At 70.0% G+C, this 26104-nt stretch carries 26 protein-coding genes and 1 tRNA gene; 13 read left to right on the top strand and 14 right to left on the bottom strand.

Annotation, left to right across the window (positions count from 1 at the left end; all coding sequences use genetic code 11):
* Nucleotides 1–10 precede the first annotated feature (10 nt).
* From ACIQM3_RS25685 to ACIQM3_RS25665, 5 genes are all read right to left on the bottom strand, one after another.
* A complete protein-coding gene (locus ACIQM3_RS25685) occupies nt 11–1465 on the bottom strand; it encodes a peptidoglycan D,D-transpeptidase FtsI family protein (protein ID WP_401627934.1) in 1455 nt (484 codons plus the stop codon).
* Entirely contained in the window at nt 1462–2862 is a 1401-nt protein-coding gene (locus ACIQM3_RS25680; RefSeq protein WP_401627933.1) for an FtsW/RodA/SpoVE family cell cycle protein, read from the bottom strand. The genes ACIQM3_RS25685 and ACIQM3_RS25680 overlap by 4 nt, the downstream gene beginning before the upstream one ends.
* 21 nt (nt 2863–2883) lie before the next feature.
* Complete coding sequence (locus tag ACIQM3_RS25675; protein ID WP_401627931.1) at nt 2884–4389, bottom strand: Stp1/IreP family PP2C-type Ser/Thr phosphatase; 1506 nt, start codon at nt 4387–4389, stop codon at nt 2884–2886.
* A 129-nt stretch (nt 4390–4518) separates the two neighbouring features.
* Nucleotides 4519–5034, bottom strand: a complete 516-nt coding sequence (locus tag ACIQM3_RS25670) for an FHA domain-containing protein (protein ID WP_104787364.1) — start codon at nt 5032–5034, stop codon at nt 4519–4521.
* 10 nt (nt 5035–5044) lie between these two features.
* Nucleotides 5045–5905: an FhaA domain-containing protein gene (locus tag ACIQM3_RS25665; RefSeq protein WP_401627929.1), complete on the bottom strand. Its 861-nt coding sequence runs from the start codon at nt 5903–5905 to the stop codon at nt 5045–5047.
* Between the two features lie 314 nt (nt 5906–6219).
* Between ACIQM3_RS25665 and ACIQM3_RS25660 the strand changes: the two genes are divergently transcribed.
* Nucleotides 6220–6302 (top strand) — tRNA-Leu (locus tag ACIQM3_RS25660).
* A gap of 243 nt (nt 6303–6545) precedes the next feature.
* Here ACIQM3_RS25660 and ACIQM3_RS25655 read toward each other — a convergent pair.
* Nucleotides 6546–7157: an FMN-dependent NADH-azoreductase gene (locus ACIQM3_RS25655; RefSeq protein WP_401627927.1), complete on the bottom strand. Its 612-nt coding sequence runs from the start codon at nt 7155–7157 to the stop codon at nt 6546–6548.
* 157 nt (nt 7158–7314) lie between these two features.
* Here ACIQM3_RS25655 and ACIQM3_RS25650 point away from each other — a divergent pair, with 157 nt between their 5' ends.
* The gene (locus tag ACIQM3_RS25650) at nt 7315–7659 is read left to right on the top strand and encodes a winged helix-turn-helix transcriptional regulator (protein WP_401627926.1); all 345 of its coding nucleotides are present in this window, start codon (nt 7315–7317) and stop codon (nt 7657–7659) included.
* Between the two features lie 70 nt (nt 7660–7729).
* Here ACIQM3_RS25650 and ACIQM3_RS25645 read toward each other — a convergent pair whose 3' ends face one another.
* Nucleotides 7730–8182, bottom strand: coding sequence for a MarR family winged helix-turn-helix transcriptional regulator (locus ACIQM3_RS25645; protein ID WP_401627924.1), 453 nt, complete (start codon nt 8180–8182; stop codon nt 7730–7732).
* Nucleotides 8183–8263: 81 nt separating this feature from the next.
* On the opposite strand from ACIQM3_RS25645, the gene ACIQM3_RS25640 reads away from it, so the two are divergent.
* From ACIQM3_RS25640 to ACIQM3_RS25625, 4 genes are all read left to right on the top strand, one after another.
* Nucleotides 8264–9337 carry a hypothetical protein gene (locus ACIQM3_RS25640; protein WP_401627923.1) on the top strand — a complete coding sequence of 358 codons (1074 nt, stop codon included), beginning with the start codon at nt 8264–8266 and terminating at the stop codon, nt 9335–9337.
* Nucleotides 9338–9515: 178 nt separating this feature from the next.
* Nucleotides 9516–10970: a DUF2252 domain-containing protein gene (locus ACIQM3_RS25635; protein ID WP_401627922.1), complete on the top strand. Its 1455-nt coding sequence runs from the start codon at nt 9516–9518 to the stop codon at nt 10968–10970.
* Between the two features lie 59 nt (nt 10971–11029).
* Complete coding sequence (locus tag ACIQM3_RS25630) at nt 11030–12055, top strand: J domain-containing protein (RefSeq protein ID WP_401627921.1); 1026 nt, start codon at nt 11030–11032, stop codon at nt 12053–12055.
* Between the two features lie 45 nt (nt 12056–12100).
* On the top strand, nt 12101–12445 hold the full coding sequence (locus ACIQM3_RS25625) for a rhodanese-like domain-containing protein (RefSeq protein WP_401627920.1): 345 nt from the start codon (nt 12101–12103) through the stop codon (nt 12443–12445).
* Between the two features lie 162 nt (nt 12446–12607).
* On the opposite strand, the gene ACIQM3_RS25620 is transcribed toward ACIQM3_RS25625, so the two are convergent.
* Genes ACIQM3_RS25620 through paaA form a run of 5 tightly spaced genes read right to left on the bottom strand, consistent with a single transcriptional unit; the run spans nt 12608 to nt 16177 of the window.
* The gene (locus ACIQM3_RS25620; protein ID WP_401627918.1) at nt 12608–13669 is read right to left on the bottom strand and encodes a 2Fe-2S iron-sulfur cluster-binding protein; all 1062 of its coding nucleotides are present in this window, start codon (nt 13667–13669) and stop codon (nt 12608–12610) included.
* The gene (gene paaD / locus ACIQM3_RS25615) at nt 13670–14170 is read right to left on the bottom strand and encodes a 1,2-phenylacetyl-CoA epoxidase subunit PaaD (protein WP_401627916.1); all 501 of its coding nucleotides are present in this window, start codon (nt 14168–14170) and stop codon (nt 13670–13672) included.
* Complete coding sequence (gene paaC / locus ACIQM3_RS25610) at nt 14164–14865, bottom strand: 1,2-phenylacetyl-CoA epoxidase subunit PaaC (RefSeq protein WP_401627915.1); 702 nt, start codon at nt 14863–14865, stop codon at nt 14164–14166. The genes paaD and paaC overlap by 7 nt, the downstream gene beginning before the upstream one ends.
* Nucleotides 14862–15152 (bottom strand): 1,2-phenylacetyl-CoA epoxidase subunit PaaB, encoded by a 291-nt coding sequence (paaB, locus tag ACIQM3_RS25605; RefSeq protein ID WP_031090474.1) that lies wholly within the window; start codon nt 15150–15152, stop codon nt 14862–14864. Before paaB ends, paaC begins: the two co-directional genes overlap by 4 nt.
* Nucleotides 15149–16177, bottom strand: coding sequence for a 1,2-phenylacetyl-CoA epoxidase subunit PaaA (gene paaA, locus ACIQM3_RS25600; RefSeq protein WP_401627913.1), 1029 nt, complete (start codon nt 16175–16177; stop codon nt 15149–15151). Before paaA ends, paaB begins: the two co-directional genes overlap by 4 nt.
* An 88-nt stretch (nt 16178–16265) precedes the next feature.
* Between paaA and ACIQM3_RS25595 the strand changes: the two genes are divergently transcribed.
* From ACIQM3_RS25595 to ACIQM3_RS25585, 3 genes are read left to right on the top strand one after another with little or no spacing between them, the layout of a single operon-like run.
* Nucleotides 16266–17231: a DUF5819 family protein gene (locus tag ACIQM3_RS25595; RefSeq protein ID WP_401627912.1), complete on the top strand. Its 966-nt coding sequence runs from the start codon at nt 16266–16268 to the stop codon at nt 17229–17231.
* The gene (locus ACIQM3_RS25590) at nt 17228–18499 is read left to right on the top strand and encodes an HTTM domain-containing protein (RefSeq protein WP_401627910.1); all 1272 of its coding nucleotides are present in this window, start codon (nt 17228–17230) and stop codon (nt 18497–18499) included. The genes ACIQM3_RS25595 and ACIQM3_RS25590 overlap by 4 nt, the downstream gene beginning before the upstream one ends.
* Nucleotides 18496–19206 (top strand): TrmH family RNA methyltransferase, encoded by a 711-nt coding sequence (locus tag ACIQM3_RS25585; protein WP_401627909.1) that lies wholly within the window; start codon nt 18496–18498, stop codon nt 19204–19206. The genes ACIQM3_RS25590 and ACIQM3_RS25585 overlap by 4 nt, the downstream gene beginning before the upstream one ends.
* 66 nt (nt 19207–19272) lie before the next feature.
* On the opposite strand, the gene paaN is transcribed toward ACIQM3_RS25585, so the two are convergent.
* Nucleotides 19273–20973 carry a phenylacetic acid degradation protein PaaN gene (paaN, locus tag ACIQM3_RS25580; protein WP_401627907.1) on the bottom strand — a complete coding sequence of 567 codons (1701 nt, stop codon included), beginning with the start codon at nt 20971–20973 and terminating at the stop codon, nt 19273–19275.
* Nucleotides 20974–21096: 123 nt separating this feature from the next.
* Between paaN and ACIQM3_RS25575 the strand changes: the two genes are divergently transcribed.
* Nucleotides 21097–21687, top strand: coding sequence for a TetR/AcrR family transcriptional regulator (locus ACIQM3_RS25575; protein WP_401627905.1), 591 nt, complete (start codon nt 21097–21099; stop codon nt 21685–21687).
* A 12-nt stretch (nt 21688–21699) separates the two neighbouring features.
* Here the strand turns inward: ACIQM3_RS25575 and ACIQM3_RS25570 are convergent, their stop codons facing one another.
* Nucleotides 21700–22221 (bottom strand): Lrp/AsnC family transcriptional regulator, encoded by a 522-nt coding sequence (locus tag ACIQM3_RS25570; RefSeq protein ID WP_401520935.1) that lies wholly within the window; start codon nt 22219–22221, stop codon nt 21700–21702.
* 209 nt (nt 22222–22430) lie between these two features.
* Here ACIQM3_RS25570 and pdhA point away from each other — a divergent pair, with 209 nt between their 5' ends.
* The 3 genes from pdhA to ACIQM3_RS25555 are packed head-to-tail and all read left to right on the top strand — an operon-like array spanning nt 22431 to nt 26007.
* On the top strand, nt 22431–23594 hold the full coding sequence (pdhA, locus tag ACIQM3_RS25565; RefSeq protein WP_401627903.1) for a pyruvate dehydrogenase (acetyl-transferring) E1 component subunit alpha: 1164 nt from the start codon (nt 22431–22433) through the stop codon (nt 23592–23594).
* Nucleotides 23591–24622: an alpha-ketoacid dehydrogenase subunit beta gene (locus ACIQM3_RS25560; RefSeq protein WP_401627901.1), complete on the top strand. Its 1032-nt coding sequence runs from the start codon at nt 23591–23593 to the stop codon at nt 24620–24622. Before pdhA ends, ACIQM3_RS25560 begins: the two co-directional genes overlap by 4 nt.
* Nucleotides 24622–26007 (top strand): dihydrolipoamide acetyltransferase family protein, encoded by a 1386-nt coding sequence (locus ACIQM3_RS25555; protein WP_401627899.1) that lies wholly within the window; start codon nt 24622–24624, stop codon nt 26005–26007. The genes ACIQM3_RS25560 and ACIQM3_RS25555 overlap by 1 nt, the downstream gene beginning before the upstream one ends.
* Nucleotides 26008–26104: the final 97 nt, after the last annotated feature.

The following is a 26104-nucleotide window of genomic DNA, read 5'->3' as shown; positions in this document are numbered from 1 at the left end:
ACTGGTGTCACTACTTTCCGTCGAGTACCGCCTTCATCACGTTCTTGGCGATCGGAGCGGCCAGCCCGCCGCCGGAGATGTCGTCCCGGTTGGCGTTGCCGTCCTCGACCACCACGGCGACGGCGACCGGGGAGCCGCTGTCGGTCTTGGCGTACGAGATGAACCAGGCGTACGGCTTCTCGCTGTTGTTGAGGCCGTGCTGGGCGGTACCCGTCTTGCCACCGACAGTGACGCCGTCGATCTGCGCGTTGGTTCCCGTGCCGTCCTGGACCACGGTCTCCATCATCTGCTGCACCTTCTGGGCGTTCTCCGCCGAGAGCGGCTCGCTGAGCTGCTCCTTCTCGTGCGTGTAGATGACGTCCAGGTTGGGCGCCTGGCGCTGGGCGACCATGTACGGCTGCATGAGCTTGCCGTCGTTGGCGATCGCCGACGCGACCATGGCCATCTGGAGCGGAGTGGCGCGGTTGGAGGCCTGGCCGATGCCCGCCATGGCGTTCTGCGGCGGGTTGTCCTTCGGGTAGACGCTGGCGTCGGCGCGGACCGGTGTGAAGACCTCTTCGTTGAAGCCGAACTTGTCGGCCTGCTCGATCATCTTCTTGTTGCCGAGGTCGTCGCTCATCTTGCCGAAGACGGTGTTGCAGGAGTAGCGCAGCGCCACCCGGAGCGAGGCGTCCTTGCAGGGGATGTTCCCCTCGTTCTGCAGCAGGTTGGTCGACTGCGGGAGCCGCCAGGGCAGTGGGGAGTCCGTCTTGGCGTCGATGTCGGTGTAGAGGCCGTTCTCCAGCGCCGCGGCGGCCGTGACGACCTTGAACGTCGAGCCGGGCGGGTAGGTCTCCCGCAGGGCCCGGTTCAGCATCGGCTTGTCCTCGTCCTTGAGGAGCTTCTGCCGGGCGTCCGAGTCCTTCATGGAGTTGCCCGCGAAGACCGAGGGGTCGTACGAGGGAGTGCTGGCCAGCGCCAGGACGGCGCCGGTCTGCGGGTCGAGCGCGGCGACCGCGCCCTTCTTGTCGCCCAGCCCCTCGAAGGCGGCCTTCTGGGCGGCACCGTTGAGGGTGGTGACGATGTTCCCGCCGGTCTTCTTCTCGCCGGTGAACATCGACAGGGTGCGGTCGAAGAACAGGTCGTCACTGTTGCCGGTGAGGATGCCGTCCTCGATGCTCTCCAGCTGCGAGGAGTCGAAGGCCTGCGAGGAGTAGCCGGTGACGGGCGCCCACATGGGGCCGTTCTTCCAGACCCGCTTGTACTTGAAGTCGCTGTCCGTGGTCTCGACGGAGCCGGTTACGGGCTCGCCGTCGACGATGATGTTGCCGCGCTCGTGGGCGTAGCGCTCGATCTGGATGCGGCGGTTGTGCTCGTTCGCGGTGAGTTCGTCGGCACGGACGTACTGGATGTAGTTCGTGCGGATCAGCAGGGCCAGTACGAGGATGCCGCAGAAGATCGCGATCCTGCGGAGCGGCTTGTTCACGGTCGGACCACCTGGGTCATCTCGGCGTCCGGGGACGGTGCGGGGGCCGGGGCGGGACGTCGGGCCGTGTCGCTGATTCTGATCAGGATCCCGATGAGCGCCCAGTTCGCGATGACCGACGAGCCACCCTGCGCGAGGAACGGCATGGTCATACCGGTCAGCGGGATGAGCCCCATGACACCGCCGGCGACGACGAAGACCTGGATGGCGAAGGAACCGGAGAGGCCGATCGCGAGGAGCTTGCCGAACGGGTCGCGGGCAGCGAGCGCGGTACGGACACCCCGCTCGACGATCAAGCCGTAGACGAGCAGGACCGCCATCATGCCGGCGAGGCCGAGCTCCTCGCCGACGGTGGCAAGGATGAAGTCGGAGTTGGCGGCGAAGCCGATCAGGTCGGAGTTGCCCTGGCCGAGGCCGGTCCCGAGCGTGCCGCCGGAGCCGAACGCCATCAGGGACTTGGCCATCTGCTCGCTGGCGGGAATCTTGCCCCAGCCCGCGAACGGGTCGAGCCACGCGGTGACGCGGTCCTGTACGTGCGGCTCGAAGGTGGCCACACCGACGGCGCCGGCCCCGGACATCAGCAGCCCGAAGACGATCCAGCTGGTGCGCTCGGTGGCGACGTACAGCATGACGACGAACATGCCGAAGAAGAGCAGCGACGAACCCAGGTCCGTCTCGAAGACCAGGATGAGGATCGAGAACGCCCAGACCATGAGAATCGGCCCGAGGTCACGGCCACGCGGGAGGTAGAGCCCCATAAAACGGCGGCTGGCCAGGGCCAGCGCGTCGCGCTTGACCATGAGGTAGCCGGCGAAGAACACCGCGATGACGATCTTGGCGAACTCTCCCGGCTGGATCGTGCCCACGCCCGGGATGTTGATCCAGATCTTCGCACCGTTAACGGCGGGGAAGAACATCGGCAGGATCAGCAGGATCAGCGCCACCACCATGGAGATGTAGGTGTAGCGCTGCAGGATGCGGTGGTCCTTGAGGGCGATGAGGACGCCCACCATCAGGGCGACACCGACCGCGGAGAAGATCAGCTGCTTGGAGGCCGCAGGAGCGAAGGTCTTGAGCGCCTGGAAGCGTTCCGACTGGTCCAGGCGCCAGATGAACGCCAGACCAAGCCCGTTCAGCAGCGTCGCCAGAGGCAGCAGCAGCGGGTCCGCGTACGGGGCGAATCTGCGGACGGCGATATGCGCCACTCCGCCGAGCAATGCGAGCCCCAGCCCGTAGCCGAGCATGCCCGCGGGCAGTTCGCCGTTGAGGGCGAGGCCCACATTGGCGTACGCGAACACCGAGATCAGGACGGCGAAGGCGACGAGTACCAGCTCGGTGTTACGGCGGCTCGGCGCGTCGATCGCGCCGATGGTGGTCGTGTTGGTGACAACGCTCATGTGCTGAAGGCCCCCTACGGCTTACTGCTTACCGCACTGCAGGGCCAGCTTCTTCTCTTCCTCCGAGAGGCTGGGGCCGGGAGTGGGAGTCGCGGTCTTGGTCCCCTTGGCGGGAGACGTGGCTGACGGGCTGTCGGAGGCGGTGCCGGCCTCGCCCTGGTCCTTGGCGGCATTGTTGTCCGCGGCGGCATTGGTGTCCGCCTCGGCCGCGCGGCGCTGCGCGTCCTTCTTGCAGGCGGAGGCCTGTGCCTCGAGCTCGCTGAGCTTCTTGCGGGCATCGGTGAGGTTGCCCTGGGAGATGGTCGCCTCGACCCGCTTGCGCCAGTAGGGCGGGAGGTACTTGAGTTCGATCTTGGTGTCCTCCTCGACCTTCGAGAGGGACACCCAGGCGAGGTCCTGGCTGATTCCGCGGTACAGCGCGACGTTGTCGTCCTTCGTGCCCACGTAGAACTGCGTCTGGGTCCAGCGGTATCCGCCGTAGACGCCACCGCCGATGACGGCCAGCGCGAGCACGATGTAGAACGACCGCTTCAGCCACCTGCGGCGGCCGCGGGGCTTGACGAAATCGTCGTCGGTGTACGAGTTGAAGGCGTCGTCCGGGCCGGAGCCGTAACCCATGTCGTCGCCGCTGCCAGGGGGGCCGAAGCCCCCGGACGGCGGCGGCACGGGGCGGCCGAGGCCGGCCGCGCGGCCCGCCGGGGTCTCCATGGCGCGGCCGTCGTTCGCCTGGGCGGCCTGGTTCTCGGCGACGGCGCCGACGATGACCGGGGTGTCGTTGAGCTCCCCGGCCAGGGTGTCGTTGCTGTCCACGTCCAGGACGTCGGCGACGATGCAGGTGATGTTGTCGGGACCGCCGCCTCGCAGGGCGAGCTGGATGAGGTCCTGGATGGTCTCCTGAGGGCCCTGGTAGCTGGCCAGGGTCTCTTCCATGGTCTGGTGGGAGACGACGCCGGACAGTCCGTCAGAGCAGATCAGGTAGCGGTCACCGGCGCGGACCTCCCGGACGGAGAGATCGGGCTCCACGTGGTCGCCGCTGCCCAGCGCCCGCATCAGCAGGGAGCGCTGCGGGTGGGTGGTGGCCTCTTCCTCGGTGATCCTGCCCTCGTCGACGAGGCGCTGGACCCAGGTGTGGTCCTGGGTGATCTGCGTCAGGACGCCGTCCCGCAGGAGGTAGGCGCGGGAGTCGCCGACGTGGACGAGGCCGAGACGCTGACCGGTCCAGAGCAGGGCCGTGAGCGTCGTGCCCATGCCCTCCAGCTGGGGGTCCTCCTCGACCATGACGCGCAGCTGGTCGTTGGCCCGCTGGACCGCCGTGCCGAGCGAGGTGAGGATGTCGGAGCCCGGGACGTCGTCGTCGAGCTGCACGAGCGTGGAGATCACCTCGGAGCTGGCGACCTCTCCGGCCGCCTGGCCGCCCATGCCGTCGGCGATGGCCAGAAGGCGGGGGCCGGCGTAGCCGGAGTCCTCGTTGCCTTCCCGGATCATGCCCTTGTGCGATCCGGCGGCGAAGCGCAGGGACAAGCTCATGCGCACCTCGCCCGTCGGTTCGGGGTACAGCCGGTCTCGAGCCACACTGCCCACCCTCCGGTCGGGAGCCGGGCCGGGTCCGTCGTCAGGACCGCGGCGGCTCGCTCGCTCCGCTCGCTCATTGTCGTACTACTTCCGCAGCTCGATGACGGTCTTGCCGATGCGGATCGGCGCGCCCAGCGGAACAGGTGTCGGGGTGGTGAGCCGGGTCCGGTCGAGATACGTGCCGTTGGTGGACCCGAGATCCTCGACGATCCACTGGCCGTCACGGTCCGGGTAGATCCTGGCATGCCTGCTGGACGCGTAGTCGTCATCCAGCACGATCGTTGAGTCGTGCGCCCGGCCCAGGGTGATGGTCTGCCCCTGGAGCGCGACGGTGGTCCCGGTGAGCGTGCCCTCGGAGACGACCAGCTTTGTGGGTGCCCCGCGGCGCTGGCGCCCGGACTGCTGGCGCTGCTGAGGAGGCGCTGCTTGCTGTTGGCGTCCCTGCTGCGGACGGGCGTCAGCGGCAGTGCGGCGTGAGCCGCGCTGCGTGACACGCGTACCGAACAGGTCGCTGCGAATGACCTGGACGGCCACGATTACGAATAGCCACAGAACAGCCAGGAAACCTAGCCGCATGACCGTCAGGGTCAGCTCTGACATTGCCCCCGCTTCACCCTTCGGCTTGCCGGTAAACGATGGTGGTGCTGCCCACGACGATCCGCGAGCCGTCGCGGAGCGTAGCGCGGGTGGTGTGCTGCCCGTCTACCACGATGCCGTTGGTAGACCCGAGATCCTGGATCGTCGAGGGCGTTCCGGTCCGGATCTCACAGTGCCGGCGCGATACGCCGGGGTCGTCGATCCGCACGTCGGCGTCGGTGCTTCGTCCCATCACCAACGTCGGGCGGGAGATCTGATGGCGGGTGCCGTTGATCTCGATCCAGCGCCGCACCTGGGCGTCCGGCATGGGGCCGGACGCGGCCGGAGGGCGCCAGTCGCTGGAAGGGCCTCCGGAGCGCCCTGCGCCCGGCGGCGGGGCCGGGGGCATGGGAGGGGCGGAAGCCGGCGGGTAGCCGTAGCCACCCTGCCCCTGAGGGGCGGCGGGGCGGTTCGGCTGGGCATGGGAAGCGGGGCCGCCCTGCTGGCCCTGCTGTGACGAACTCGACGCCAGGGTCCGGCTGCGTACGCGGTAGAGACCCGTGTCGAGGTCGTCCGCCTTCTCCAGGTGGACCTTGATCGGTCCCATGAAGGTGTACCGCTGCTGCTTGGCGTAGTCACGTACGAGGCCGGACAGCTCGTCCCCCAGCTGGCCGGAGTACGGGCTGAGGCGCTCGTAGTCCGGGGTGCTGAGCTCGACGATGAAGTCGTTGGGCACGACGGTCCGCTCACGGTTCCAGATCGACGCGTTGTTGTCGCACTCGCGCTGAAGGGCTCCCGCGATCTCGACCGGCTGCACCTCGGACTTGAAGACCTTGGCGAAGGTGCCATTGACCAGACCTTCGAGACGCTGCTCGAAACGCTTCATGACTCCCATGGGGCACCTCCTCCGGTGTCGTCATCCCTGTACTGCTTACTGATCGTATCCACGCGTGGGGAAATCGGCTGGTTCCCCTTGTCTGCACAGTGGATGAGTGTCACCTCTCACACGGATCGTAGAGGTGCCCTCCTGACAGTGTCCCGCACTCCGGGTGCACTCAGGAGGAGTGGGGCCAGGCTTTCCGCGTTCCCGGTTCCCCCCGTGGGTTCGGCGAAACAACGGATGTGAATCCACCCTGTCCAGCGTGCTAATCTTCCGTTGTCGCCAGGCGCTCGCACCACTCGGTGAGAGAGTCTGAAAACACCACTCATGCGCGAGTGGCGGAACGGCAGACGCGCTGGCTTCAGGTGCCAGTGTCCTTAGGGACGTGGGGGTTCAAATCCCCCCTCGCGCACAACAGGCAGTCGCTTGCGACCGCCGGGTTGGTTCGACAGAACCCCCGCACCGGAGAGATCCGATGCGGGGGTTCTTCGTTGTCCGGGGTTCTTCGGTGGTGGATCCGGGTGGGTGCGAGGGGTGCTGTGACGAAGCCCGCATCCACCTCGGAAGCACGTCCCGGGGAGGCTCCTGTTTCACGTGAAACGTCAGAACCGCACCTAAAGAGGCCTTTCGTGCGGGCCTGCCCGCCAGGGTCGGCTCAGGCCGCGAGGCGCGCTGCGAGGGCCTTGGCCTTCTCCGCGGCGTCGGTGAAAGCCTGGGCGCGGGAAGCGTCGGCGAGGGGGATGAGCTCGGCCATCTCGGGCTTCGAGTGGGCCAGCGTCAACTCCGGGACGATGAAATCGACTTCGGCTCCCAGCATGCCCGTCAGCACCTTCTCCAGGTAGTTCTGGACGAACTCGAACTCCTCACGCGGCGTGCCGGGGGCGTACGAGCCGCCTCGGCTGGCCACAACGGTGACGGGCATGCCGGTGACAGAGCTGCCGGGCCCCGCGTTGTGGCCCACGATGATCACCTGGTCGAGCCATGCCTTGAGGGTGGACGGGATGGAGAAGTTGTACATCGGCGCGCCGATGAGCACGGCGTCCGCAGCAGCCAGTTCGGCTGCCAGCTCCCCGCGCAGCGGGTCCTCGGCGCCGGCGGCTACGGCCGAGGCGTCCAGGTGGGGCAGGGGGGTGGCGGCGAGATCGCGATAGACGACCTTGCCGTCGGGGTGCTGCTCGCTCCAAGCCGTGACGAAGGCGGCGGTGACCTCACGGGACGTGGAGCCCTGGGGGAAAACGGCGGAGTCGAGGTGCAGAAGCGTGGCCATGGGGATCTCCGTAGGAGTCGGGTGGGCGGATCGGTACGAGCCACGGGTGACGGTCGTGGGCGGGTGAGCGCGATCCGGCTTTTCAGTACGTACCTAGTATTAACATAGTCACTTACTTTTCATAAGCCCCGCACTCCGGCGCAGTACGCTGGGGAGCATGGCGGAACACAGTGAGCAGGCCTGTCGGCAGGTGGATGGGAGCATCACGCGCGTCTTCGAACTGTTCGGGAAGCGCTGGACGGGCCCGATCGTCTCGGTGCTGATGCAGCGGCCGGTGCACTTCGCGGATCTGCGTCGAGCGATTCCGGGGATCAGCGAGCGGATGTTGTCGGACCGGTTGTCCGAGCTGGGGGCGGCCGGTCTCGTGGTGCGTGAGGTCGACGAAGGGCCCCCGCTCCGGGTCGCGTACCAGCTGACGGAGGCCGGCGCCGCGATGGGGCCCGCGCTCGAGGAGCTCGGGCGGTGGGCCGACGCCTACCTCGGGGGCCCGAAGGGCTGCTGAATTTCCGCCGGGCCGCCCGAGGGGCTTCTGACCCGCCGCCGGGCCGTCCCGCGGCGGAGTGGTCAGGTGTCTATCGGGGTCCGGCGTCTTCGCCCGCCGCGTTGTAGCGCAGCAGGTACTCCGCGAACCGTTCGAGATCGTCCGATGTCCACGCTCCGAGGCGTTCCCGGTAGGCGGCGCGCCGACTGGCCTGGGTCGAGGCGAGTGCCTGGGTGCCGGCGTCGGTGGGGTGCAGTACCTGGATGCGCTGGTCGTCCGGGTCCGGATGGCGCTCGACCAGGCCGAGCTTCTCCAGTGCCGCCACCTGTCGGCTGACCGTCGACTTGTCCAGCATGTAGTGCGCCGCCAGGTCGGTCGCGCGGCAGCCGTTCAGGTCGTCGATGTGGGCGAGCAGCGTGTACGAGACCAGCGGCAGATCCGGGTGGAGCCGTGCCGCGGTCGAGCGTGCGCGGCGCGCGAAAGCGGTCAGCTCGCGCTGGATGACGTCCAGCGACTCCTCGCGTTCCCGGGGGGTGTCTGCCACATGAATCACCTTCTCGAATTTTAGTTGTATGCTACAACGAGACTAATAGTTGTAAAAACCAACCATTGGAGGAGTGGTCGCATGTCCGCAGGTCCGAGCTCCGCCTCCGGCTCAACCGCCGGTGCGCTGCGTCATGTGCTCAGCCATCTCATAACGCCGTTGCTGATGTGCATCGGTATGGGGCTTGCCTATCTGGGGGCCTTTCACGCCCCGGCGCCGCACGACCTGAGGGTGGACGTCGTCGGCTCGGGAGCAAGCGCGCAGGTGCTCGCCCAGACCTTGCAGGACAAGGGCGACGGTGCATTGAGTGTGCGTACCGTAGCGAACCGCGACATCGCGGTGAACCACCTGAGGACGCAGCAGAGTTACGGCGCGTACGTCCCGGGCGGCAGCCCTGAGCTCCTGGTTGCCACCGCCTCGTCGGACACCAGCGCGACGGTGGTCCAGAAGGTCTTCACCGAGGTGGCCGCCGAGCAGGGTGCCCCGCTCGAGGTGACGGATGTGGCGCCCACGGCGGATGGTGATCCGACCGGCCAGGGGATCTTCTTCCTGCTGGTGGCGGTCAGTATCGGGTCGTACGCGTCGGTCGCGGTGATCGGCGGTGCGGGGGCGGTGCTGGCCCTGCGGATCAGGGCCGGTCTGGCCATCGGCACCTCGCTCGTGGTGAGTGTGATCGGAGCCGCGTTCGCGGGGCCGGTGTTCGGTCTGGTGGATCACGGCCTCGGCGGACTGTGGGCGATGGCGTGGCTCTATTCGGCGGGGATCCTGCTGATCGGGGTGGGGCTGCACACCTTCCTCAAGCGGTGGACCACGCTCGGCGTGATGCTGCTCTTCGTCATGCTCAACTTCACGAGTTCCGGGGGCATCTTCCGGCCTGAGGTCCAGCCGGGCTTCTTCGGCGCCCTGCACTCCTTCTGGAACGGTGCGGGATTCGTCGAAGGGGTGCGCAGCCACGTGTACTTCGGCGGGCACGCCCTGGGCGGGCACCTGCTGGTGCTGGCTCTGTGGTTCGTGGCCGGCCTGGCCGCCCTGGGGGTGGCGGGCCTGGCCGAGGCGAAGCGGCGTCGCGAGGAGGCGGAGAAGGCGCGTGAAGCGGCCGCCGTGCGGGCTGCGGCCGGGGCCGAGGAGGAGATGGAAGAGGCCGTCGGGGTGTGACGGCCGGACGCCGGGGCTCTGTCCGCAGGCATGGAGGCCCGGCCGCTGCGGGAGGTTGTCCACAGCGGGCTCCGAGTTGTCCACAGGGGCAGACGGCTGTCACGGACGGTTGTACCGTCGTCCGCGGTTGATGTTGGTCGGACGGGACGGCTGAACGAGGCGGGGGAGGCGGCGCACCATGGGCGAAGTCGAGGCGACGGTGCCGGCACAGCGGATGACCGGGGACGGGCGTATCCCGGTCGTGCCCGGATTCGCGCGGCGCGTGGCCGGAGCGGTGCGGCCCGGACCTGGGGCGGCTTCCCCGAAGGCGGCCGGTAAGGCGCTGAGGCTCGAGGTGCCCCGGTCCGCGCACAGTTCGCTGGACCTGCCCGCCGGGAGGCCGGACGCGGTCCAGGCGGTCGTGGAGTCGAACGAGGGCCGGGTGCCCGGCCTCACGCCCATACGGGTGGGGCGGATGGCCGCGACGCCGTTCGCGTTCCTGCGCGGCTCGGCCGGTCTGATGGCACACGACCTGATGGGCACTCCGGTCACGGGCGTGGGCGCCCAGCTCTGCGGTGACGCGCACGCGGCCAACTTCGGGCTGTACGGCGACGCGCGCGGCAACCTGGTCATCGATCTCAACGACTTCGACGAGACCGTGTTCGGCCCGTGGGAGTGGGATCTCAAGCGGCTCGCCACCTCGCTGGTGCTCGCAGGCAGAGAGGCGGGGGCGGACGAGGCCACCTGCCGGCAGGGCGCGTACGACACGGTGGGCGCGTACCGCCGCACGATGCGTCTGCTGGCGGGGCTGCCCGCACTCGACGCGTGGAACGCCATCGCGGACGAGGAGCTCGTCTCGCACACCGATGCCCGGGACCTGCTCGGCACTCTGGAGCGGGTTTCCGCGAAGGCGCGGAACAACACGAGTGCCCGCTTCGCCGCCAGGTCCACGGAGGAGTGCGAGGACGGCGGTCGCCGTTTCGTCGACTCACCGCCCGTACTGCGCCGTGTGCCCGACGCGGAGGCGGCGGCCGTGGCGGCGGGGCTGGAGGGTTACGTCGGGACGATCTCGGCGGACAGGGTTCCGCTGCTGGCCCGTTACGCGATCCATGACGTGGCGTTCCGGGTGGTCGGCACGGGAAGCGTGGGGACCCGGTCGTATGTGGTGCTGCTGCTCGACCACCGCGGTGAGCCGCTGGTGCTGCAGGTGAAGGAGGCCCGCCCGTCCGCGCTCTCTCCCTATCTCGGGCGGATCGGCTTCGAGGTGCCGGACGTGGTGCACGAGGGGCGCCGGGTGGTGCTCGGCCAGAAGCGGATGCAGGTCGTCAGCGACATACTGCTCGGCTGGGCCGAGGTCGACGGCCGGCCGTATCAGGTACGCCAGTTCAGGAACCGCAAGGGGAGCGTGGATCCGTCCGCACTCGTCGCGGACCAGGTGGACGACTACGGGCGGATGACCGGCGCCCTGCTGGCCCGGGCCCATGCGCACAGCGCGGACCCCCGGCTGCTCGCGGGTTATTGCGGGAAGAACACCGAGCTGGACGCGGCGGTGGCCGATTTCGCCGTGACGTACGCGGACCGGACCGAGGCGGATCATGCCGAGCTCGTCCGGGCTGTCCGGGCGGGGCGAATAGCCGCTGAGCTCGGCGTCTGAGCGGGTTCTGCGGCCACCGTGTGTCCTCACGGCGCGGGCCGTGGCCATACGCTGGACGGGTGACCCACGAAGCCGCCGGGGTGCCGACCACCCGGAACGACGAAGACCGGCAGAACCAGGACCGGCAGGACGCGCCGAAGCACGCGCGGGATGTGCCGCGGCACGCGGAGGACGCGTCGCGGGGTGACGACCTGCGGGCGGGCCCGGACGGTGCGCCGGAGGCGGGTCCCGCCTCCGGCGACGCGGCTGGTGATCCCGCAGGCGGCGCGGCTGGTGAGGCCGGCGGTGACGCGGCGGGTGAGGGGGCCGTTCCTCGGCCCGAGGAGCGGCTCGCCAAGGCTGTGCGGGTGGCCGAGCAGGCGCTGATCGAGTTCGAGATCGCGGTGGAGACCTTCCGGGTGGAGGTGGAGAACTTCTCCCGGCTGCATCACCAGAAGCTCGGCCCGATGTACGCCCGCCTCGACGAGCTCGACGCGCAGATCGCGGAGGCGCGGGCCGCGAAGACCGGCGATCCGGAGGACCTGCGCAAGGCCCAGGAGGCGCGGGCGATCGTCATGCCGATGCCTGGTGTCGAGGAGCTCTTCCACGACTGGATGGACTCGGACGGCCTCTCGCCCGAGGCCTCGGCCATGCTCACCGACCAGCCCGTCCGGCCGCCGAAGCGGGTCAGGCCCAGCGAGGAGGCGCGCAAGCTCTACCGGGAGCTCGCCCGTCAGGCACACCCGGACCTGGCACCGGACGAGACGGAGCGGGCACGGCGGGACGAGTTCATCGCCCGGGTCAACGCGGCCTACGGGCGCGGAGACGTGGCGTTGCTGAAGGAGCTGGCCGCGGAGTGGGCGGCGGGGCCTGTGACGCCGGAGCTGCGGCTGAGCGAGAGCGAGGAGCTCTACGCACGGCTGGAGTGGCTGAGCCGCCGTAAGGAGCTGCTGACGGTTCTGGCCAAGGAACTGGAGGAGAGCGCGATCGGTTCGATGCTGCGGATGGCGCCGGACGACCCCGACCGGCTGCTGGACGACATCGGCGAGAAGCTTCTGGCGGAGGTGTCCCAGCGTGAGGGCGAGCTGGCTGGGCTGGTGCAGTAGCGTTCCGGATGACCCTGGCGCGTACGTACGAGAGAAGGCACACCCATGAATTTCGCTCCACTGCCCTCGGTGGACGTCGCGGCGGTTCCGTCGGACGGCTTCGTGCTGGACGTCCGGGAGGACGACGAGTGGGCGGCCGGGCATGTCGAGGGTGCTCTGCACATTCCCATGAGCGACTTCGTGGGCCGCTTCGGTGAGCTGACAGAGGCGGCCGACGACGGTCGGCGTGTGCACGTGATGTGCCGCGTCGGAGGCCGGTCGGCCCAGGTCACCCAGTATCTGGTGCAGCAGGGCATCGACGCCGTGAACATCGACGGCGGCATGCTCGCCTGGGACGGCGCCGGGCGCCCGATGGTCACGGACACCGGGAGCTCGGCCTTCGTGCTCTGACCGCTTCCGCGGCGCCGTGCGCACGGCGGTCGTGCGTACGGCGGTCGTGCGTACGGCGGTCGTGCACACGGCGGTGCCGGCGCGGGCAGGTCACTTTTCGGGCGGGGCCGCGCGACCTCCTCGGGCGGCCCCGGCGATCGGCTGCATCAGCGTTGGGCGGTCTCAGCGGTCGAAGTCGAGTTCGACCTCGGGGGTGACGGGGTGCGACTGGCAGGCCAGCACGAAGCCTGCTCCGGTCTCCTCCGGTTCCAGGGCGAAATTGCGGTCCATCCGCACCTCGCCCGAGACCAGGAAGGCCCGGCAGGTCCCGCACACTCCGCCCTTGCAGGCGTACGGAGCGTCCGAGCGGCTTCGCAGCACCGTTTCCAGCAGCGATTCGCCGTCCTGCACCGGCCAGCTGCCCGACCGCCCGTCGAGTGTCGCCGTGAGCCTGCTCTCCGACGGCGTTGCCACCCTGGCGGCCGTCGGCAGGGCCGTCCCCTCGTCGGCGACGTGGAAGATCTCCTGGTGGATGCGTGACCGGTCGGCGCCCAGTGCGCGCAGCGCCCCTTCCGCCCCCCGGACCAGGCCGAGCGGCCCGCAGAGGAACCAGCCGTCCACGTCGGGCACGGACAACAGGGCGGGCAGCAGTCCGGTGAGCCGCTCGCGGTCCAGCCGGCCCGAGGGGAGCCCGGCAGCCTGTTCCTCCCGGGACAGCGCGGTCACCAGCTGGAAGCGGTCCGGATAACGGTCCTTGAGGTCCGCCACCTCGTCCAGGAACATCGTCGACGCAGCCGTACGGTCGCTACGGATCAGACAGAAGCGCGCCGAGGGCTCGCGTGCCAGCAGGGTCGCCGCCATCGACAGCACCGGGGTGATTCCGCTGCCACCGACGATCGCGGCGAAGTGGCCGGGGCGCGGAGCGAGGACGAAACGGCCCATCGGAGCCATCGCCTCCAACTGGTCCCCCACAGCCAGCTCCTTGAGGGCGTACGTCGAGAACGCACCTCCGTCGACCATGCGGATGCCCACCCGCAGCAAGGGGTCGCCCGGCTGCTCGGTGGCCGGGGCGCAGATCGAGTACGACCGCCGGATCTCCTCGCCATCGACGCGGTAGCGCACATTCAGGTGCTGGCCGGGAGCATGGCGGAAGGTCTCGCGCAGTTCGGACGGCACGGCGAAGGTGACGGCCACCGCGTCGTCCGTGATCCGTTCGATCGCGCTGACCCGGAGCGGATGGAACATCTACAACTCCTTGAAGTGGTCGAACGGTTCGCGGCACGTCACACAGCGGCGCAGTGCCTTGCAGGCCGTGGAGGAGAACCGGCTCAGCAGCTCCGTGTCCGTGGAACCGCAGTGCGGACAGCGCACCGAGAGCGTCAGAGGAATTGGCCCGCCGGGCCCGCTCCCCGGCCGAGGCGGCGCTATGCCGAACTCCGCGAGCTTGCGGCGCCCCTCGTCGCTGATGTCGTCGGTCGACCAGGCAGGGGCGAGGACCGTGACCACGGACACCTCACTGACGCCGTGGTCGTGCAGCACACGCTCGATGTCGGCGGACATGGCCTCGATGGCCGGGCAGCCGGTGTACGTCGGGGTGAGCCGAACGGTGACCTTGTCCGGTCCCTCGGCCCGCACGCCGCGGAGCACGCCGAGCTCGGCGAGTGTGAGAACCGGCAGCTCGGGATCGGGAACGGAGCCCGCCAGACGGTGGAGCTCCGCTTCCAGCGGGGTCTCGGTGGTCACCATGACGCCCCCGGGTGGCTGCGGTGCAGGTGCTGCATCTCGGCGAGCATCCGCCCGAAGGGCTCCGTGTGCAGACCCTGCCGGCCCGCTCCGGCCGCCCAGGCGCCGGAGTGCGGCCCTGACGGGAGGGTCAGGGTGGCCCGCTCCACCACCGAGGTGACAGCGGCCAGCCAGCCGTCGCGCAGGGCCTGCCGGTCGACATCGACTCCTTCGACCGGCTCGAACAGCTCGCCGGTGAACCGCCACAGGGCGTCCAGCGCCCGCTGCATGCGCTCATGGCTTTCCGTGGTGCCGTCGCCCAGCCGCAGGACCCACTGCTCCGCGTGGTCCCGGTGGTAGGCGACCTCCTTGACCGCCTTGGCCGCGAGATCCGTGAACTCGCCCTCGCCGGCGGCCAGCGCCTCCCACAGCAGGTGCTGGTGCACGGAGAAGTAGAGCTGGCGGGCGATGGTGTGGGCGAAGTCGCCGTTCGGCTGCTCGACCAGCTGGACGTTGCGGAAGGCTCGCTCCTCACGGAGGTACGCCAACTGGTCCTCGTCGCCCACGAACGAGAGCAGCATCCTGGCCTGACCCAGCAGATCGAGGGCGATGTTGGCCAGGGCCACCTCCTCCTCCAGCACGGGAGCGTGGCCCGCCCACTCCCCCAGCCGGTGCGAGAGCACCAGTGCGTCGTCGCCGAGGGCGAGAGCCGCGCTCACAGGTGCTTCACCCCTTCCGGGATCTCGTAGAACGTGGGGTGACGGTACGGCTTGTCCCCGGCGGGCTCGAAGAACGAGTCCTTCTCGTCCGGCGAGGACGCGGTGATCTCCGTAGAGGGGACCACCCAGAGGGAGACGCCTTCCGAGCGCCGGGTGTACAGATCGCGGGCGTTGCGCAGGGCCATCTCGGCGTCCGGCGCGTGCAGGCTGCCCGCGTGGGTGTGGGACAGCCCTCGCCGGGAGCGCACGAACACCTCCCACAGGGGCCAGTCGGTCGAGCTGCTCATGCGGTCGCCTCCACGGGCTGGGCGGCCGCTCCGGCTGTGCCGTGCCGTGCCGCGTGCTTGTCTGCGTATGCCGCCGCCGCGTCGCGGACCCAGGCGCCTTCCTCGTGGGCCGTGCGCCGCTGGGTCAGCCGTTGTTCGTTGCAGGGGCCGTTGCCCTTGAGGACCTCCTGGAACTCCGTCCAGTCGATCGCCCCGTAGTCGTGCTGTCCCAGCTCCTCGTTCCACCGGATGTCGGGGTCGGGGAGGGAGAGCCCCAGCGCCTCTGCCTGCGGGACACAGATGTCGACGAAGCGCCGGCGCAGCTCGTCGTTGGAGTGCCGTTTGATCTTCCAGGCCATCGACTGTGCGGAGTGCGCCGAGGAGTCGTCGGGCGGACCGAACATCATCAGGGAGGGCCACCACCAGCGGTTCACCGCGTCCTGGGCCATCTCGTGCTGGGCGGGGGTACCGCGGCTGAGGGCGAGCAGCAGCTCGTACCCCTGACGCTGGTGGAAGGACTCCTCCTTGCAGACCCGGACCATCGCGCGGGCGTACGGGCCGTAGGAGCAGCGGCACAGCGGCACCTGGTTGGTGATCGCGGCGCCGTCCACCAGCCAGCCGATCGCGCCGACGTCCGCCCAGGTCAGCGTGGGGTAGTTGAAGATCGAGGAGTAGCGCTGCCGCCCGGCGTGCAGCTTGTCGAGCATCTCCTCGCGGCTGGTCCCCAGCGTCTCCGCCGCGCTGTACAGATACAGGCCGTGCCCGGCCTCGTCCTGCACCTTCGCCATCAGGATCGCCTTGCGGCGGAGCGAGGGCGCCCGGGTGATCCAGTTGGCCTCGGGCTGCATGCCGATGATCTCGGAGTGGGCGTGCTGGGCCATCTGACGGACCAGCGAGGCTCGGTACGCCTCGGGCATCCAGTCCCGCGGCTCGATCCGGTCGTCGGCCGCCACGGCGGCGTCGAAGGCCGCCAGACGCTCCTCGTCCGCCTCGTCCGCCGCGCCTGCTGTCCTCTGCGTCGTCTGGTCCGCAGTCACTGCCGCCATCCCGGGCTCCCTACCGACCGATCGTTCGGTTCATCCGCTTCAATGGTGATCCGGAGGCCCGTAGGGTGTCAACCCTGTGGATAACTGAGTGGTGATCGACGGTGATCGGGGCGAGATGGATGCGGACCACGGTGGGCGCACCGGTAACGAGAAGAAGCTCGCCTGGCCCGGCGTGAAGAACCGCCGGTCAGCGGATCAGGAGGCGGAGGCCGCACCTGCCGGAATACCGGACGCCGGGGCAGCCATCCCCCCGGACCCGGACCCGGACCCGGCCTTGGACCCGGACCCGGTTGCCGCCGTGCCGTCGCCGGAGCCCGCCGCCGAGCCCGGGCCAGGCACCGGAGGACCCGAGCCCGGGCCGGCCGGACGCCGGCCGGGCGGCGGGATGGCAGCGCTCTCGCTTCCGTACCAGGTCGTCGCGGTGCTGGCGCTGTCCGGCCTCGGGCTGCTGGCCTGCACACACATAGCCATGATCTTTCTGCATGTCGCGCCGTCCAACACACTGACGAAGCAGCACGGCAAGGTGGTCGACGACTGGGTCTACCCCGAGTTCGAGCAGAACTGGAAGCTGTTCGCACCCAACCCGCTCCAGCAGAACATCTCCGTGCACGTACGCGCCGAGGTGGCCGACGACGGCGCTGACGGGAGCAAGGTCACGCGCTGGATGGATCTCTCGGGCGAGGACGGCGAGGCGATACGCGGCAACCTCCTCCCCAGCCACATCAACCAGAACGAACTGCGCCGTGCCTGGGACTTCTACTCCGGATCCCACGACAGCGAGCACCGGCCCAACGGCTTGCGCGGCGAGCTGTCCGAGCGCTACATCCGCCGCATCGTCATGCTGCGTCTCGCCGACCACGGCTACGGCGGCACGGTCGAGCGCATCCAGGTGAGGTCCGCCGTACGTTCCGTCGCTGCCCCGGCTTGGAGCGACGAGAAGATCAACACCCGGCCGGAGTACACGGAACTCCCGTGGTGGACCGTCACCCCGTCCGACCTCTCCGGGGCTGCCACGGTGGATGAGGCCTCGCAGGCCGGAAAGGCGGAGCAGTGAGCGCCCCCGCCCCCGTCGGTACGGGCGCCGGGGCTGTCGGCCCTGCGCTCGCCCGCGCCGTCCAGCGCGTCACGGCCGCCCCCCTCGGTGCCTACCAGAGCGCCGTCGTCCGGATCGGCGTCTCCGCCACCTGCCTGCTGTTCCTCCTGCGCGAGCTGCCCCACCGTAACGAGATGTACGGTCCCGACGGTCCGTGGAGCTGGGGCATGGCGCGCCGGCTCATCGCCAACAACGACGCCTTCACCGCCCTGATGTGGTCGGACTCCACGGTCTGGTTCGAGACCGTGTACGGGCTCACGCTGGTGTCGGCCGCGCTCCTGATGGCCGGCTGGCGGACCCGCGCCATGTCCGTCCTGTTCATGGCCGGGGTGCTCTCCCTCCAGAACCGCAGCATCTTCATGGGCGACGGCGGCGACAACGTCATCCATCTGCTGGCCGTCTACCTGATGCTGACCCGCTGCGCGCGGGTGTGGTCCCTGGACGCGCGCCGTGCGTCGCGGGACGCCTCACGTCTCGCGGAGGGCGGCCCGCCGGCGCGTGATGTCGCGGGGCCGGTCCTGTGGGCGGTCCTCGGCTGCGTCCTCCTGCCGGCGACCTTCATGGGAGGATTCGGCGGCACATGGTGGCTGCCGTCCCTCCTGTGGGTGCTGTGGCTGGGCAACGGCACCTGGTGGGCTCTGAACCGTCGCGCGCCGGACCATGAGCTGCGTGCCCTCCTCGACGTCCTGGCCAACCTCGCGCACAACGCCGCACTTCTCGTGATCATGGCCGAGGTGTGTCTGATCTACGCGACCGCCGGCTGGTACAAGATCCAGGGCTCCCGCTGGCAGGACGGCACCGCGGTCTACTATCCGCTCAAGCTGGACTACTTCACCCCGTGGGCCGGTCTCTCCGGGCTGATCGCGTCCAGCGCCCTGTTGATCATGGTGCTGACGTACGTCACGGTCATCGTGCAGGTCGCCTTCCCGTTCACCCTGTTCAACCGGCGGGTGAAGAACGTCCTGCTGGTCCTCATGATCGGTGAGCACGCAGGGATCGCGGTCATGCTGGGGCTGCCCTTCTTCTCCATGGCGATGATCGCCGCGGACGCAGTCTTCCTGCCGACGGTCTTCCTGGTGTGGCTGGGGCACAGGGTGTCGCTGGGCCGGCAGCGCCTGTCGTCGGGGACGGCCGGGAGGTTGAGGCTCCCCGGGCAGCGGCGGGCAGGGCAGGACGACGAGGAGGCCGCGCGCGACGGCGGTGGCGGTGGCCATACGCTCGTCGGGTGACCAGCGAGACCGGCAGTGCAGAAGAGCCCCGGGCGGCAGCCGCGCCCGGCCCCTCCGAGGAACCGATCCAGTACGACGAGGGGTACGGCGCCGTGATCGGGGTGGGTCCGCACCCGCTGCCCTGGCCGGAGGGGGAGCGCTACGACCCCGAACTCCTCGCCCAAGGTGACCGGCGCAATGTGGGTGACGGCTACCGGTACTGGACGCGGGAGGCGATCGTCGCCGATCTCGACCTGCGGCGGCACGATTTCCATGTGGCGGTGGAGAACTGGGGCCATGACTTCAATATCGGCTCGGTGGTGCGCACCGCCAACGCCTTCCTCGCGAAGGAGATCCACATCGTGGGGCGGCGGCGCTGGAACCGGCGAGGTGCGATGGTCACCGACCGCTACCAGCATGTGCGGCACCACCCGGACACGGCGGACCTGACCGCCTGGGCGGCGGCCGAGGGACTGCCGATCATCGGGATCGACAACCTCCCCGGAGCCGTGCCGCTGGAGCGGACCGAGCTGCCGCGCCGGTGTGTGCTGCTGTTCGGGCAGGAAGGGCCCGGGCTGACGGAGGAGGCACGCAAGCACGCCTCGATGGTGTGCTCGATCGCGCAGTTCGGTTCGACCAGGTCGATCAACGCCGGTGCGGCGGCCGCCATCGCGATGCACGCCTGGGTGCAGCGGTACGCGGACGTTCCGGATCCGCGGGACGGGTGACGGACCGGTGGAGTGTGGGCCGGCGCGGGCCCGCACTCCACCGGATGCCGTCGGCCGGATCCGTCCTCAGGCCTGGCGGCGGACCTCCACCACCCGGAAGCGGTTGGAGACGAACGCGCCGTCGCAGAGCGCCGCGTTGGCAGCCGGGTTGCCTCCCGAACCGTGGAAGTCGGAGAAGGCCGCCGTCTGGTTGACGTACACGCCGCCGGTGAGGTTCAGCGAGAGCTGAGCCGATTCGTCGAAGCAGACATCCTCCACCGCGCGTTCCACGTCGGGGGAGGTGGTGTACGCGCCGACGGTCATCGCGCCCTTCTCGCGGATCGTTCGGCGCAGCAGGTCCAGCGCGTCACCGGTCGAGTCGACGGCCACCGCGAACGAGACCGGGCCGAAGCACTCCGAGAGGTAGGCAGCCCCGTCGTCGGGCTTCGTGCCGTCGAGTTTTACGAGGGCCGGCGTGCGGACCACGGCGTCGGGGAAGTCGGGGTTGGTCACCGGGCGCGAGGCGAGCGCCACGTCACCCAGGTCCGGGGCCCCTTCCAGCCGGGCCTTCACGTCCGGGTTCACCAGGGCGCCGAGCAGTCCGTTGGCCCGGGCGTCGTCACCGAGCAGCCCGTTCACCGCCTCGGCGAGGTCCGCCACCACGTCCTCGTAGGATTTGGCGCCCGCGTCGGTCGTGATTCCGTCGCGCGGGATGAGCAGGTTCTGCGGGGTGGTGCACATCTGGCCGCTGTAGAGGGAGAGCGAGAAGGCCAGGTTGGAGAGCATGCCCCGGTAGTTGTCGGTGGAGTCGAGGACGATCGTGTTGACGCCCGCCTTCTCCGTGTAGACCTGGGCCTGCCGGGCGTTGGCCTCCAGCCAGTCGCCGAAGGCGGTGGAACCCGTGTAGTCGATGATCTTGATTTCGGGGCGCACCGCCAGGGTCTTGGCGATGCCCTCGCCGGGCCGCTCGGTCGCCAGGGCGACGAGATTCGGGTCGAAGCCTGCCTCGGCCAGCACCTCGCGCGCCAGCTGGACGGTGAGCGCGAGCGGCAGCACCGCCCGCGGGTGCGGCTTGACCAGCACGGGATTGCCGGTCGCCAGCGAGGCGAAGAGGCCCGGGTAGCCGTTCCACGTGGGGAACGTGTTGCAGCCGATCAGCAGGGAGATGCCGCGCCCCACCGCTGTGTACGACTTGTCCAGCCGCAGCGGCTCGCGCTTGCCCTGGGGCTTCGACCAGTCGGCGTTGCGCGGTGTACGCGTCTGTTCCGCATACGCGTACGCCACGGCCTCCAGGCCGCGGTCCTGGGCGTGCGGGCCGCCCGCCTGGAAGGCCATGACGAACGCCTGCCCGCTGGTGTGCATCACGGCGTGGGCCAGCTCGTGCGTACGCGCGCTGATCCGGGCCAGGATCTCCACGCAGACCAGGGCCCGCGTCTCGGGGCCCGCCGCACGCCAGGAGCCCATCGCGGCGCTCATGGCGGGGAGCAGGATGTCCGGGTCGGCGTGCGGATACTCGACGCCGAGCTCCGGACCGTACGGCGAGACCTCCGCGCCGGTCCAGCCGTCGGTGCCGGGCTGGCCGAGGTCCAGCCGGGTGTTGAGCACGGCGTCGAACGCGGCTTTGCCCTCGGCCGCGCCGAGGCTGCCGGGAAGGCCTCCCTCGCCGTAGGCCTTGGGGTGCTCGGGGTGCGGGGACCAGTAGGCGCGCGTGCGGATCGCGTCGAGGGCCTGGTCGAGCGTCGGGCGGTGGATCTCGGACAGCTTCTCGGGGGAAAGCTCGGCGGCCATGACGGACCAACTCCTCGTCGAGCCGGGCAGGGACATGCTGACGGAGTTAGAGTAACCGAACGATCGGTCGGGACAAGGGGCCCCAAGGAACCTGTGGACAACTCATGGGGGAGGATCGCGGTCATGACCACGGCCAAGCGGGACACGTACACCCCGGAGACACTCCTGACCGTTGCCGTCCGCGTCTTCAACGAGCGCGGCTACGACGGCACGTCCATGGAGCACCTCTCCAAGGCGGCGGGCATCTCCAAGTCGTCCATCTACCACCACGTGGCGGGCAAGGAGGAACTGCTGAGGCGTGCGGTGAGCCGGGCGCTCGACGGGCTGTTCGGGATTCTCGACGAGGCGGGGGCCACCCAGGGGCGGGCGATCGCCCGGGTCGAGTACGTCACGCGCCGGACGGTCGAGGTGCTCATGGCGGAGCTGCCGTACGTCACGCTGCTGCTGCGCGTACGGGGCAACACGAAGACGGAGCGCTGGGCCCTGGAGCGACGGCGTGAGTTCGACCAGCGGGTCTCCGAGCTGCTCAAGGCCGCGGTGGCGGACGGAGACCTGCGTGCGGACGTGGACATACGCCTGGCGACCCGGCTGCTCTTCGGCATGGTGAACTCGCTGGTCGAGTGGTACCGCCCGCAGCCCGGCGGATCCCAGGAGGCGGAGCAGCTCGCGGACACGGTCGTCCAGCTCGCCTTCGAGGGGATGCGGGCCGGCTGACGGGGACAGTCCTCAGCTGAGCTCGGCCGTGCGGTCCGGGCGTGGCCCCAGGTCGGTCTCCTCGAACACCAGCAGGGTGCGGGTGGACAGCACCTCGGGTATGGCCTGGATCCTGGTGAGTACCAGCTCGCGCAAGGCCTGGTTGTCCGGGGTGTGCACCAGGAGCAGGACGTCGAAGTCGCCGCTGACCAGCGCGATGTGGGTGGCACCTGGAAGCGCCTGGAGCTGTTCGCGCACGGTGCGCCAGGAGTTCTGGACGATCTTGAGCGTGATGTAGGCGGAGGCGGCCTGCCCTGCCCGTTCGTGATTCACCCGTGCGCTGAAGCCCCGGATCACGCCGTCCTCGACGAGCCTGTTGATCCGGGCGTACGCATTGGCGCGGGAGACGTGGACGCGCTCCGCGACGGCCCGTATCGAGGCGCGGCCGTCCGTCTGGAGGATGCGCAGGATCGCGCGGTCGATGGAGTCCAGCGGCCGGGCGGGCGGAGTGCGGTCCGGGGTACCGCCCCCGTCGGCCATTTGTTCAGCTGCCATCTGCCCGCGCCTCCCTGTTGTGGACGACCTGCCTCTATCCCAGGCTGTGGAGAACCGTTTGTCCACAGGCTGAAGGCGCCTGTAGCCAAATTGCCCTCGCGACCGAACAATCGGTAGGTGAGGCGCACCACATCCGCGCCTTGCCCACACCCGACATTCTGCAGATTTCGACACTCCTCGATATATCTCGATGCCAGGAGGTGCTTGTCATGACGGTCCAGGAGCTGCCCGGCGCAGCCGCCTACCGGCCCACGCCGCCCCCGGCCTGGAAGCCGCTCACCGATCCCGCGCCGCTGCTCCCGGACCCCGAGCCCTACCGCGTGCTCGGTACGGACGCGGCGGCCGGGGCCGACCCCGAGCTGCTGCTGAGGCTCTACGCCGAGCTGGTGCGTGGCCGCCGGTACAACGCGCAGGCCACCGCACTGACCAAGCAGGGCAGGCTCGCGGTGTACCCGTCGAGCACCGGCCAGGAGGCGTGCGAGATCGCTGCGGCGCTCGTCCTAGAGGACCGGGACTGGCTCTTCCCCAGCTATCGCGACACGCTCGCCGCGGTCGCGCGGGGCCTGGACCCGGTCGAGGCGCTGACGCTGCTGCGCGGGGACCGGCACACCGGCTACGACCCGCGTGAGCACCGCATCGCCCCGCTCTGCACCCCGCTGGCCACCCAGTTGCCGCACGCTGTGGGCCTGGCGCACGCGGCGCGCCTCAAGGGCGACGACGTGGTGGCCCTCGCGATGGTCGGCGACGGCGGGACGAGTGAGGGCGATTTCCACGAGGCGCTCAATTTCGCCGCCGTCTGGCGGGCCCCGGTGGTCTTCCTCGTACAGAACAACGGCTTCGCGATCTCCGTGCCCCTGGCCAAGCAGACCGCGGCACCGTCCCTGGCCCACAAGGCCGTGGGCTACGGGATGCCGGGACGCCTGGTGGACGGTAACGACGCGGCCGCGATGCACCAGGTGCTCAGCGAGGCGGTGGCCCGCGCCAGGCGGGGCGAGGGACCGACGCTGGTCGAGGCGGTCACGTATCGCATGGACGCCCATACGAACGCCGACGACGCCACCCGCTACCGCGGCGACAGCGAGGTGGAGGCATGGCGCGCGCACGACCCGATCAGGCTTCTGGAGCGGGAGCTGACCGGGCGGGGGCTGCTGGACGAGGACGCCATCGGGGCGGTGCGCGAGGCGGCGGAACGGATGGCGGAGGGGCTGCGGGAGCAGATGAACGCCGACCCGTCGCTCGACCCGATGGATCTGTTCGCCCATGTCTACGAGGAGCAGACCGGCCAGCTGCGGGAGCAGGCGGCGCGACTGCGGGCCGAGCTGGACGCCGGGGACGGTGCGCACGACGAGAGCGGCGTGGAGGAGGGACGATGAGCACCGCTGCGGCCACGGCCGGTGAACGGACCGGCAGGGCCAGACCGGCCACGATGGCGCAGGCCCTCGGAAGGGCGCTGCGTGACTCGATGGCGGAGGATCCGACGGTGCACGTCCTCGGGGAGGACGTGGGCACGCTCGGTGGCGTCTTCCGCGTGACCGACGGCCTGGCGAAGGAGTTCGGCGACGAGCGCTGTACGGACACTCCCCTGGCCGAGGCGGGCATCCTCGGCGCGGCCGTGGGCATGGCGATGTACGGGCTGCGGCCCGTGGTGGAGATGCAGTTCGACGCCTTCGCGTATCCGGCGTTCGAGCAGCTGGTCAGCCATGTCGCCAAGATGCGGAACAGGACCGGGGGCGCGATGCCTCTGCCTATCACGGTGCGCGTGCCGTACGGCGGCGGGATCGGTGGGGTCGAGCATCACAGCGACTCCTCCGAGGCGTACTACATGGCGACCCCCGGGCTGCACGTCGTCATGCCGGCCACGGTCGACGACGCGTACGGGCTGCTGAGGGAGTCGATCGCCTCCGACGACCCGGTGGTCTTCCTGGAGCCGAAGAGGCTCTACTGGGCCAAGGCCGACTGGTCGCCTGACGCGCCGGCCCGGGTCGAGCCGATCGGGCGGGCCGTGGTCCGCCGCCCCGGTCGCAGCGCGACCCTGATCACCTACGGCCCGTCCCTCCCGGTGTGCCTGGAGGCCGCCGAGGCGGCCACGGCCGAGGGATGGGACCTCGAAGTGGTGGACCTGCGCTCGCTGGTTCCCTTCGACGACGAGACCGTGGCCGCGTCGGTGCGCCGCACGGGGCGTGCGGTGGTCGTCCACGAGTCGTCCGGGTTCGGCGGGCCGGGCGGTGAGATCGCGGCACGGATCACCGAGCAGTGCTTCCACCACCTTGAGGCGCCTGTCCTGCGCGTCGCCGGGTTCGACATCCCCTATCCGCCGCCGATGCAGGAGCGGCACCATCTGCCGGGCGTGGACCGGGTGCTCGACGCGGTCGCCCGTCTTCAGTGGGAGGCCGAGAACTGATGGCGCAGGTGCTCGAATTCAAGCTCCCGGACCTGGGCGAGGGCCTGACCGAGGCCGAGATCGTGCGCTGGCTGGTGGAGGTCGGCGACGTCGTCGCCGTCGACCAGCCGGTGGTCGAGGTCGAGACGGCCAAGGCCATGGTGGAGGTGCCCTGCCCCTACGGGGGCGTGGTGACGGCACGATTCGGCGAGGAGGGTGCGGAGCTCCCGGTCGGCGCCCCACTGCTGACGGTGGCAGTGGGCTCGATGGAACGGGTGGACGGGCACGAGGCTTCCGGCCGGCCCTCCGGCGACGGTGCCGGGAGTGAGGCGTCCGGCAATGTGCTGGTCGGCTACGGCACGGCCGCACCGGCCGCGCGGAGACGTCGGGTCCGGCCCGCTCCGGTCTCGGCGCAGACGGCTGAGCGGACAGCCTCGGCGCAGGCCCCGGCCACAGCCCGGGAGTCGGTCCTCGCGGCGGCGGAGCAGTCGGCCTCCGGGACGTCGGCGCCCCCGGTGGGGGATGCGCAAGGGCCCGTCGCCGTCATCTCCCCGCTCGTCCGGAAGCTGGCGCGGCAGCACGGTCTCGATCTCCGGCAGGTCATCGGTACGGGACGGGACGGGCTGATCCTCCGTACCGACGTGGAGTGCGCGATCAGAGCCGCGGACGAGGAACGCTCTGCCGGCGCGGCCCCGGCCGACCGGCCGGAACCGGACACATCGGCCGAGCGGATCGCGCTGCGCGGGGTCCGGGGCGCGGTGGCCGAGAAGCTCTCCCGCAGTCGGCGTGAGATTCCCGATGCCACCTGCTGGGTCGATGCCGATGCGACCGAGCTGATGGCGGCGCGGGCCGCGATGAACGCCGCCGGGCCCAAGGTGTCGGTGCTCGCGCTGCTGGCCCGCATCTGCACGGCGGCCCTGGCGAGGTTCCCCGAGCTCAACTCCACGGTGGATGCCGAGGCCCGGGAGATCGTGCGGCTGCCCGGGGTCAATCTGGGCTTCGCAGCCCAGACGGAGCGAGGCCTGGTGGTTCCGGTGGTCCGGGACGCGCACACGCGTAACGCGGAGTCGATCGGGGCGGAGATCGCCCGGCTGACCGAGGCCGCCCGGGACGGGAAGCTGACCCCCGCGCAGCTCACCGGAGGGACGTTCACGCTGAACAACTACGGGGTGTTCGGCGTAGACGGTTCGACCCCGATCATCAACCACCCCGAGGCGGCCATGCTCGGGGTCGGCCGGATCGTGCCCAAGCCCTGGGTGCACGAGGGCGAGCTGGCGGTCCGCCAGGTCGTCCAGCTCTCGCTCACGTTCGATCACCGGGTCTGCGACGGCGGCACGGCCGGCGGCTTCCTGCGCTACGTCGCCGACTGTGTGGAACAGCCGGCGATCCTGCTTCGCACGTTGTAGCGGAGCAGGACGGTGGACGGCCCGGGCCCGGGCCCGGGCCCGGGCATCGTGTGAGTTCGGTCCCCGGGGGCTCCGTCATCGGCGGGCGGCCCCCATA

The sequence above is a fragment of the Streptomyces sp. NPDC091271 genome, assembly GCF_044757505.1.
In the GTDB taxonomy this organism is placed as follows: Bacteria; Actinomycetota; Actinomycetes; order Streptomycetales; family Streptomycetaceae; genus Streptomyces.
This window is presented reverse-complemented; position numbering and strand designations above follow the sequence as displayed.

Excerpts from the sequence above, each read along its gene's own strand:
- ACIQM3_RS25680 (WP_401627933.1), bottom strand. The coding sequence starts at position 2,862 with ATGAGCGTTGTCACCAACACGACCACCATCGGCGCGATCGACGCGCCG.
- ACIQM3_RS25675 (WP_401627931.1), bottom strand. The coding sequence starts at position 4,389 with ATGAGCTTGTCCCTGCGCTTCGCCGCCGGATCGCACAAGGGCATGATC.
- ACIQM3_RS25670 (WP_104787364.1), bottom strand. The coding sequence starts at position 5,034 with ATGTCAGAGCTGACCCTGACGGTCATGCGGCTAGGTTTCCTGGCTGTT.
- ACIQM3_RS25665 (WP_401627929.1), bottom strand. The coding sequence starts at position 5,905 with ATGGGAGTCATGAAGCGTTTCGAGCAGCGTCTCGAAGGTCTGGTCAAT.
- ACIQM3_RS25655 (WP_401627927.1), bottom strand. The coding sequence starts at position 7,157 with ATGGCCACGCTTCTGCACCTCGACTCCGCCGTTTTCCCCCAGGGCTCC.
- ACIQM3_RS25650 (WP_401627926.1), top strand. The coding sequence starts at position 7,315 with ATGGCGGAACACAGTGAGCAGGCCTGTCGGCAGGTGGATGGGAGCATC.
- ACIQM3_RS25640 (WP_401627923.1), top strand. The coding sequence starts at position 8,264 with ATGTCCGCAGGTCCGAGCTCCGCCTCCGGCTCAACCGCCGGTGCGCTG.
- ACIQM3_RS25635 (WP_401627922.1), top strand. The coding sequence starts at position 9,516 with ATGGGCGAAGTCGAGGCGACGGTGCCGGCACAGCGGATGACCGGGGAC.
- ACIQM3_RS25625 (WP_401627920.1), top strand. The coding sequence starts at position 12,101 with ATGAATTTCGCTCCACTGCCCTCGGTGGACGTCGCGGCGGTTCCGTCG.
- ACIQM3_RS25620 (WP_401627918.1), bottom strand. The coding sequence starts at position 13,669 with ATGTTCCATCCGCTCCGGGTCAGCGCGATCGAACGGATCACGGACGAC.
- paaD (WP_401627916.1), bottom strand. The coding sequence starts at position 14,170 with ATGGTGACCACCGAGACCCCGCTGGAAGCGGAGCTCCACCGTCTGGCG.
- paaB (WP_031090474.1), bottom strand. The coding sequence starts at position 15,152 with ATGAGCAGCTCGACCGACTGGCCCCTGTGGGAGGTGTTCGTGCGCTCC.
- paaA (WP_401627913.1), bottom strand. The coding sequence starts at position 16,177 with ATGGCGGCAGTGACTGCGGACCAGACGACGCAGAGGACAGCAGGCGCG.
- paaN (WP_401627907.1), bottom strand. The coding sequence starts at position 20,973 with ATGGCCGCCGAGCTTTCCCCCGAGAAGCTGTCCGAGATCCACCGCCCG.
- ACIQM3_RS25575 (WP_401627905.1), top strand. The coding sequence starts at position 21,097 with ATGACCACGGCCAAGCGGGACACGTACACCCCGGAGACACTCCTGACC.
- ACIQM3_RS25570 (WP_401520935.1), bottom strand. The coding sequence starts at position 22,221 with ATGGCAGCTGAACAAATGGCCGACGGGGGCGGTACCCCGGACCGCACT.
- pdhA (WP_401627903.1), top strand. The coding sequence starts at position 22,431 with ATGACGGTCCAGGAGCTGCCCGGCGCAGCCGCCTACCGGCCCACGCCG.
- ACIQM3_RS25560 (WP_401627901.1), top strand. The coding sequence starts at position 23,591 with ATGAGCACCGCTGCGGCCACGGCCGGTGAACGGACCGGCAGGGCCAGA.
- ACIQM3_RS25555 (WP_401627899.1), top strand. The coding sequence starts at position 24,622 with ATGGCGCAGGTGCTCGAATTCAAGCTCCCGGACCTGGGCGAGGGCCTG.